This window comes from uncultured Streptococcus sp., from assembly GCF_963511325.1.
GTDB lineage: Bacteria > Bacillota > Bacilli > Lactobacillales > Streptococcaceae > Streptococcus.
The window spans coordinates 19,218-27,077 of record NZ_CAUPII010000026.1; the positions used below are offsets into that span (position 1 = coordinate 19,218).

7 protein-coding genes are annotated in these 7,860 nt (G+C 43.0%); all 7 read right to left on the bottom strand.

The genetic code is table 11. The features are described from left to right. Positions 1-23: 23 nt before the first annotated feature. The 7 genes from RQ973_RS07545 to cysE all read right to left on the bottom strand — a co-directional run bounded on the left by RQ973_RS07545 (position 24) and on the right by cysE (position 7,819). Positions 24-2,240: a bifunctional (p)ppGpp synthetase/guanosine-3',5'-bis(diphosphate) 3'-pyrophosphohydrolase gene (locus RQ973_RS07545; protein WP_049503998.1), complete on the bottom strand. Its 2,217-nt coding sequence runs from the start codon at positions 2,238-2,240 to the stop codon at positions 24-26. 144 nt (positions 2,241-2,384) lie between these two features. Further along, positions 2,385-3,515, bottom strand: a complete 1,131-nt coding sequence (locus tag RQ973_RS07550) for an ABC transporter ATP-binding protein (protein WP_045763481.1) — start codon at positions 3,513-3,515, stop codon at positions 2,385-2,387. 113 nt (positions 3,516-3,628) lie between these two features. Further along, complete coding sequence (locus tag RQ973_RS07555; RefSeq protein ID WP_311523461.1) at positions 3,629-4,498, bottom strand: PucR family transcriptional regulator; 870 nt, start codon at positions 4,496-4,498, stop codon at positions 3,629-3,631. Positions 4,499-4,501: 3 nt separating this feature from the next. Next, a complete protein-coding gene (locus tag RQ973_RS07560) occupies positions 4,502-4,888 on the bottom strand; it encodes a Mini-ribonuclease 3 (RefSeq protein ID WP_000567927.1) in 387 nt (128 codons plus the stop codon). Continuing rightward, positions 4,881-6,224: a cysteine--tRNA ligase gene (gene cysS / locus RQ973_RS07565; protein WP_049544818.1), complete on the bottom strand. Its 1,344-nt coding sequence runs from the start codon at positions 6,222-6,224 to the stop codon at positions 4,881-4,883. The genes RQ973_RS07560 and cysS overlap by 8 nt, the downstream gene beginning before the upstream one ends. Positions 6,225-6,305: 81 nt before the next feature. Next, on the bottom strand, positions 6,306-7,190 hold the full coding sequence (locus RQ973_RS07570) for a GNAT family N-acetyltransferase (protein WP_311523462.1): 885 nt from the start codon (positions 7,188-7,190) through the stop codon (positions 6,306-6,308). Between the two features lie 11 nt (positions 7,191-7,201). Continuing rightward, positions 7,202-7,819, bottom strand: coding sequence for a serine O-acetyltransferase (cysE, locus tag RQ973_RS07575; protein WP_311523464.1), 618 nt, complete (start codon positions 7,817-7,819; stop codon positions 7,202-7,204). Positions 7,820-7,860: the final 41 nt, after the last annotated feature.

A 7,860-nucleotide genomic window follows, 5' to 3' on the forward strand; every position in this document is an offset into this window, starting at 1 on the left:
CTTTCTGATGATATCAAGCCAACTTAACCATTGGTCCGTTTGACTGAGTAGACTTCTGGTACACTCTTAATCTTATCAACCACGGTGGTCAGCATTGAAAGGTTTGAAATTCCAAAGGAAACATGGATATTAGCAAATTTCATATCCTTAGTTGGTTGGGCATTAACGGTTGAGATATTCTTAGTTGTATTTGATAAGACTTGCAAGATATCATTCAATAGACCAGAACGGTTGAGCCCGTAGATATCGATGTGAGCCATATACTCCTTACTTGAGAATTGGTCTTCCCATTCAACATCGAGTAGACGTTGTTCGTAGTTTTCCTGTGAACGAAGGTTCATACAGTCTACACGGTGGATGGCAACTCCGCGTCCTTTGGTAATATAGCCGACGATATCATCACCTGGAACAGGGTTACAACATTTGGCAATCCGGATCAAGAGCCCAGAAGCACCTTGGATGACTACTCCACCCTCATGCTTAACCTTAAGCGTGTCCTTGTTCTCCACCTTGACTTCGCCACCCTTGACCAATTCTTCAGCTTCTGCTTTAGCTTTGGCCCGCTCTTCTTCACGACGTTCCTTCTCAGTCAAACGGTTAAAGACAGTGATAGCTCCGATTTCTCCAAAACCAATAGCCGCAAAGAGGGCTTCTTCTGTCTTGTAGCTGGTTTTTTGAAGGACTTCATCCATGTGACGCTTGTCCATAAATTTATTGGCCACATAGCCGTTTTCTTGAAGCTGACTAATCAGCAATTCACGGCCTTTATTGATGGACAATTCTTTGTCTTGATTTTTAAAAAACTGACGAATTTTATTGCGTGCCTTGCTGGTCTTGACCATATTGAGCCAGTCACGGCTTGGTCCAAATGAATTTGGATTGGTGATGATTTCAACCTGGTCACCCGTTTTTAACTTGGTCGTCAAAGGAACCATACGGCCATTAACCTTGGCTCCAGTCGCTTTTTCCCCAATCTTTGTATGAATTTCATAGGCAAAGTCAATCGGTCCAGAATCCTTTGGAAGTGAACGAACCGCCCCATCTGGAGTAAAGACATAAATCTCCTCAGCCAGATAGTTTTCTTTGACAGTATCCACAAATTCTTTGGCATCATCTGCTTGATCTTGGAGCTCCATCATCTCCTTGATCCAGTTCATCCCAATAGCAGATTCCTTACTATTAACTTGACCCTTGATTCCTTTTTTGTAAGCCCAGTGAGCCGCAACCCCGTACTCAGCAACCTCGTGCATTTCCTTAGTACGAATCTGGAACTCAATTGGTCCTTTTGGTCCATAAACAGTCGTATGGATAGACTGGTAACCATTGGCCTTACGATTGGCAATATAGTCCTTGAAACGTCCCGGCATTGGCTTCCAAAGCTCATGAACGTAACCTAACATCGCATAGACATCACTCTGAGTGTCTAGGATACAGCGAATGGCAATCAGGTCGTAGATCTCTTCAAAGCGTTTTTTCTTATCCTGCATCTTACGATAGATAGAGTAGATATGCTTTGGACGACCGTAGATTTTTCCTGTAAGATGGCGCTCAGATGAGTATTCCTCGAGTTTCGTCACAACTTCATCGACCAAGGCTTCGCGTTCTTGACGTTTTTCCTTCATCATGTGACTAATCTTGTAAAATTCAGTTGGATTGAGATAGCGGAAAGATAGGTCTTCTAGTTCCCACTTCACACTTGAAATCCCCAAACGGTGAGCAAGCGGTGCATAGATTTCCATAGTTTCTCTGGAAATACGCTCCTGCTTGTCCTTACGAAGATGTTTGAGGGTGCGCATATTGTGTAAACGGTCAGAGAGTTTGACCAAGATAACACGGATATCCTCTGACATGGCCATGAGCATCTTACGGTGATTCTCAGCCAGCTGCTCCTCGATAGACTTATACTCAACCTTACCAAGCTTGGTAACACCATCTACAATCACTCGGACATCATGGCCAAACTCACGCTCTAAGTCATCCAAGGTAGCTTCTGTATCTTCTACCACGTCATGCAAAAAACCACAGGCAACTGTAACAGCATCTAGCTTAAGTTTAGCCAAAATTCCAGCTACCTGAATGGGATGAATAATGTAGGGCTCACCTGATTTACGATACTGGCCACTATGGCATTCAACAGCATAAACCAAGGCCTTATGGACAAAAGCCACATCTTCTTTCGATAAATATTTTTGCGTTAAAGCGACGACTTCATCGCCTGAATAAATTACTTCTTTGGGCATGCATACTCTCCAATTCTTCCTACCATTTTAACACTTTTTTGAGGATATGAAAACTAGAAAAGCCTCTTCTGTAAGAGTTTGCTAAACTTAATAAAAAAACACTACCAGAAAAACTCTAGTAGTGCTCATTGTTTAAAATCTATCTTAGTAAACTGTTCTTTCAGTTTCTACGTCGAAGAAGTGTGCTTTGTTCAAGTCAAAGCCAAGCTCAACTGTTGCACCTGCTTGCAAGTAGTCACGAGCGTCAACTTTTGCAACGAACTCATCTTTACCAACTTGGCAGTATAGGTGAGATTCTGAACCGAGCAATTCTGATACAGAGATTGTTGCTTTCACAACTGATTCTGGGAATGTTTCAAGGAAAGCAGGTTCAGCATTTACGTCTTCTGGACGGATACCGAAGATCAATTCTTTACCTTCGTAACCTTTTTCACGAAGAACTTTCAAAGCACCTTCTGGAACTTTCAAGTTAAAGCCGTCAGCAACAATGCGGTCACCGTTCAATTTAACGTTGATGAAGTTCATAGCTGGGCTTCCGATGAATCCTGCTACGAATTTGTTAACTGGGTTTTTGTAAACTTCTTGAGGAGTACCGATTTGTTCAACACGTCCGATAGTACCAGTACCAGCAGGGTTTTTAGTTGCTGACATGATAACGATACGGTCTGCAAGTGTCATCGCTTCTGTTTGGTCGTGAGTTACGTAGATAGTTGTAGCTCCGATACGACGGTGGATTTTAGCGATTTCAGCACGCATAGATACACGAAGTTTTGCATCCAAGTTTGACAAAGGTTCGTCCATCAAGAATACTTTTGCATCACGGACGATCGCACGACCCATGGCAACACGTTGACGTTGACCACCTGAAAGGTCAGCTGGTTTACGATCCAAGAATTCTTTCAAACCAAGAATTTCAGCTGCTTCTTGTACACGTTTGTCAATGTCTTCTTTGCTGTATTTACGCAATTTCAAACCAAAAGCCATGTTATCGTATACAGTCATGTGTGGGTAAAGAGCGTAGTTTTGGAATACCATGGCGATGTCACGGTCTTTTGGAGCCACGTCGTTGACAACCACGCCATCGATAGATGCAGTACCTTCTGTGATGTCTTCAAGACCTGCAATCATACGAAGAGTAGTTGATTTACCACATCCTGAAGGTCCTACGAAAACGATGAACTCTTTGTCTTTAATGTTCAAGTTGAAATCTTCAACTGAATAGTGTTCGCTATTTGGATATTTTTTGTAAATATTTTTAAGATTTAATTCTACCATTTCGGTGAACTCCTTTTGTCATTTGATAGTTTTATTATAGATGAAAACGCTTTACATTTCTATGGCAAGGTGACCAAAAAAATAAAAAAGTTCTGTGCAACTTGCACAAAACTTTAGATTATATCTGGTAAAATCAACTGATAACACAAGGTCAAATCTGTCAATTCTTTCAACTGCAGTCCTGTCAGTTCTTCCCATTTATCAATCTTGTATTGGAGAGAATTGCGGTGCAGATAGAGCTGCTGCGCTGTTTTAGTCAGGACTGCACTGTTTTCCCACAGTGAAAGGATGATTTCCTGAATCTGATCCTGGTCCACAATCATCTGATGCAGATATTCCTTGACAACTCGGAGATCCACGATTCTTTCACCCATACTCCACAGATAGAGTTGAGAAAAAGTATGGAACCCTTGATGCCCTTGTCGCCACCAGTTTTTGAACAAATCACGTTCTGCTTTGATGAGATCTGACAGAGCCTGATGTCCTGTCTGTGACCAGACCTGACCTAACATGATGGACAAACGTACTCCAAAGTCATATTCTACGGCTTCCAAGGTATCCATCAAGATAGAGCGAACGGATGTGTACTTATCCTGTTGGAGAACAAAAATGTAATCCTGCGCTCCCACCTGAAGCACTGTTTGACAATTTGGAAAGAGGGTTCCCATCATCTCTAACCAAGACGTTAAATTTTCCTGTTGGAAATAGGATAGGTGACAATAGACAAGCTGCAATTTTTTAAAGTTTTGCGGTGCCTGTCCTTTGCCTTCAATGAGATAACTATACCAAGGATTGAGGGAAATGGTTTGCTCCTGTTTGGTTAAGAGAGCCACCAGTTGTTTTTCACGCTCGCTAAGACTACCTTCCTCAAGCAAAAGCCACTGATAATTTGACAGAGGTAGACTTAGATAACCCTCTTTATCAACTGGCTGATCTAAGATTTTACCATCAGGAAACCAGTCTTGTAGTTCTTTTGCCATCATGTCCTAGCCCTCCACTTTTTGGATGCACCACGAAATCAAGCTCTCAAGACGTTCCAGATTTTCAGTCATATGGAGATAACCCATGACTGCTTCAAAACCTGTGGACATACGGTAGGTCACCACATCGGCATTTTTAGCCTTTGTGTGACTATTGGTATTGCGACCACGTTTGTAGATTTCTTCTTCTTTTTCCGTCAGGACTTGCTCCTCTAACATAAGGGAAATCAGGCGAGCCTGAGCTTTGGCTGAGACATACTTGGTCGCTTCTTGATGGAGTTTATTGGGTTTGGTCATGCCTTTGAGGATGAGGTGACGACGAATATACATAGAATACACCGCGTCCCCCTCAAAAGCTAACGCAATCCCGTTAATGAGATTGACATCAATCACGTGTCCACCTCACTCCATCTTTGGTGTCAAGGAGCTTAATCCCTTGAGCAGCCAATTGGTCACGGATCTGGTCCGCTGTCGCAAAGTCACGATTTGCACGCGCTTCTTGGCGTTTTTGAATCAAGTCTTCAATCTCTGCATCCAAAACTTCCTCAACAAAGACAACTCCAAAGACTTCCAACATATCCGCAAGAGCTTGCTTGACACTTGCGTCATAGTTGCCGGAATTGATCCATTTGGCCATTTCAAAGACTACTGTGATTCCATTTGCCGAGTTGAAATCCTCATCCATAGCTGCTACAAACTTGTCTTTAAAAGCTTGTAACTCTTGGGTATCCACGTTTCCTGTAAATGGTTGTTCGTAAGTGTTCTTTAGATACTTGAGATTAGTCTCTGCATCCCGCACTGCCTTTTCTGTAAAGTTGATAGGTTTGCGGTAATGCTGAGTCGCAAAGAAGAAACGAAGCACTTGCCCATCGAGGGTTTTGAGGGCATCATGGACAGTGATAAAGTTCCCCAAAGATTTGGACATCTTGACATTGTCGATATTGACAAAGCCATTGTGCATCCAGTAGTTGGCAAAAGTCTTGCCTGTTTTAGCTTCAGACTGAGCAATTTCATTGGTGTGGTGAGGAAACTCAAGGTCCGCTCCACCACCGTGGATATCAATAGTATCGCCCAAAATTTCTGTCGACATGACCGAACACTCAATATGCCAGCCCGGACGACCAGGTCCCCAAGGACTGTCCCAAGAAATCTCGCCTGATTTGGCAGATTTCCAGAGGGCAAAGTCTACAGGATTTTCCTTACGAGCTGTTTCTTCATCGGTACGACCTGAAGCACCCAGCTCCAAATCTTCCAAGGTTTTATTAGCCAATTTGGCATAGTTGTGAGATTTTTCCACACGGAAATAGACATCTCCTTGACTCTCGTAGGCAAAGCCTTTTTCAATCAAATCTTCCACAAAGCGGATGATGTCAGCCATAAACTCCACCACACGCGGATGGCGGGTCGCAGGTTTGACGCCCAAGGCTGTCACATCCTCACGAAAGGCAGCGATGTACTTGTCCGCAACCTCCTGAGGCGTGATGCCTTCTTCCTTGGCACGGTTGATAATCTTATCATCCACATCCGTGAAATTAGAAATATAGGCAACTTCGTACCCACGATACTCAAAGTAACGTCGAATCGTATCAAAAGCTACCGTCGAACGGGCATTCCCTACGTGGATATAGTTATACACGGTTGGCCCACAAACATACATCTTGACCTTGCCGTCCTCAATCGGGACAAATTCTCGCAAATCACGAGACATAGTGTCATAGATTTTAATCATAAATCATAGTTAGGAAAGCTAAAATCCAAGAACAATTAGTTTCATCACTAAGAGTTCAATTGAATTTCAGTCCGAATCTCTCTACACTTCGGAATCCCTTGCTCCTTTCTCATTCAGATAAACCACCTGGGTCTGTTTGACAAAGCCAATTTTTTCATACAAGCGCTTGGCACCTACATTGCTGTCCTCTACTGCAATCTGAAATTCCTTGTCATTTTGCTCAATTAGTTGGTTGACAAGGGATTTTGCTAAGTAGCTTCCATAGCCTTTCCCACGTTCAGGTTCAGATATTGCTAACCCGTAGAAGTAATTCGTATTAGTCGATAAATCTACCGTGCAAGTTCCAATAACCTGACCGTCTTTTAACAAAATATATAAGCGACTTTCTGGATCCTTCAGAGCTTCAGCGACATATCTATCCACAATCTCTCTAGACTCATGTTCCTCTGAAAATGCCTGAAATTTTAACTGACTAATTTGATCCTGATACGAACTATCTGCTAACAAAACTTCAAGATTGGAAACAGTTGCTAACGGATAAGGTTTTCTATCCTTACCTAACCAAGTTTCTGTCTCTTCATCCTCGACCAATCCCCAGTTGCTTACAAAATCAGGATGGCGGTCTAGAAAAACACGCTCTGTCTGAAAAGTAACTGAACGAATAGGGAAAGAAGCCGTTTCTTTCTCAAAACTAGTAAGTAATGCACGCGCAATCCCCTGACGGCGATGATTTGGATGAACCAGTATCGTCACTTCCACATCTTGGTCATCTGCATAGACAGTTAATAAACCAACAAGTTCGCCTTTTTCATAATAAAGGAAAAAGGCGGGCATGTTTGGGTCAAAATTAAGCATGTTAGAGAGATAGGGATCACGATAAGTTCCATCATAGGCTTGGCAACAGTTAATTAGTTTTTTCGCCTCAGATAACTCCTCTTGGCTTAACTTGTTTCTTGCTTGAATCATATAGGTATCCTCTACAAACCAGACGATCTGTGACTGGCTTCTTTAGCCTGCTCCAGTTTATTGACGTAGTACTCTCGTTTTTCTTCGACTTCGTGAATGGTTGGTTCATCCTTTTGCCCGTGAACTCGGACAATTTTAGCAGGAATACCGACCACTGTCACATCACTAGGTACGTCTGCTACAACGACTGCTGCTGCACCGACCTTGGCATTTTCACCAATTTCCACTGGTCCAATAACTTGGGCATGGGCTGATATGAGAGCTCCCTTGCGTACCGTCGGATGGCGTTTGCCAACATCCTTACCAGTCCCACCAAGAGTCACCCCATGGTAGAGAAGAACGCCTGTTTCAACGATAGCTGTTTCCCCAATTACAAGTCCTGCTCCATGGTCGATAAAGACACCTGAATCGATTTGAGCTCCTGGATGGATCTCAATCTGAGTCCAAAAACGCCAAAACTGGCTGTGCATGCGAGCTAAAAGCTTAAAACCATGCTCCCAGAGAAAATGAGAGAGACGGTGGGCAGCCAAGGCTTTCACACCAGGATAGGTCAACAAAACCTCCAAAGTGGTGCGAGCCGCTGGATCATTCTCTTTTACGATATCAATGGTTTCACGCCACCATCCCATACATTTCTCCTTTTCTTATTCTGAATCTTTTGGTGTTTCTG

Bases quoted from the DNA above. Each gene is read 5' to 3' on its own strand.
- RQ973_RS07545 (WP_049503998.1), bottom strand. From the start codon at position 2,240: ATGCCCAAAGAAGTAATTTATTCAGGCGATGAAGTCGTCGCTTTAACG.
- RQ973_RS07550 (WP_045763481.1), bottom strand. From the start codon at position 3,515: ATGGTAGAATTAAATCTTAAAAATATTTACAAAAAATATCCAAATAGC.
- RQ973_RS07555 (WP_311523461.1), bottom strand. From the start codon at position 4,498: ATGATGGCAAAAGAACTACAAGACTGGTTTCCTGATGGTAAAATCTTA.
- cysS (WP_049544818.1), bottom strand. From the start codon at position 6,224: ATGATTAAAATCTATGACACTATGTCTCGTGATTTGCGAGAATTTGTC.
- RQ973_RS07570 (WP_311523462.1), bottom strand. From the start codon at position 7,190: ATGATTCAAGCAAGAAACAAGTTAAGCCAAGAGGAGTTATCTGAGGCG.
- cysE (WP_311523464.1), bottom strand. From the start codon at position 7,819: ATGGGATGGTGGCGTGAAACCATTGATATCGTAAAAGAGAATGATCCA.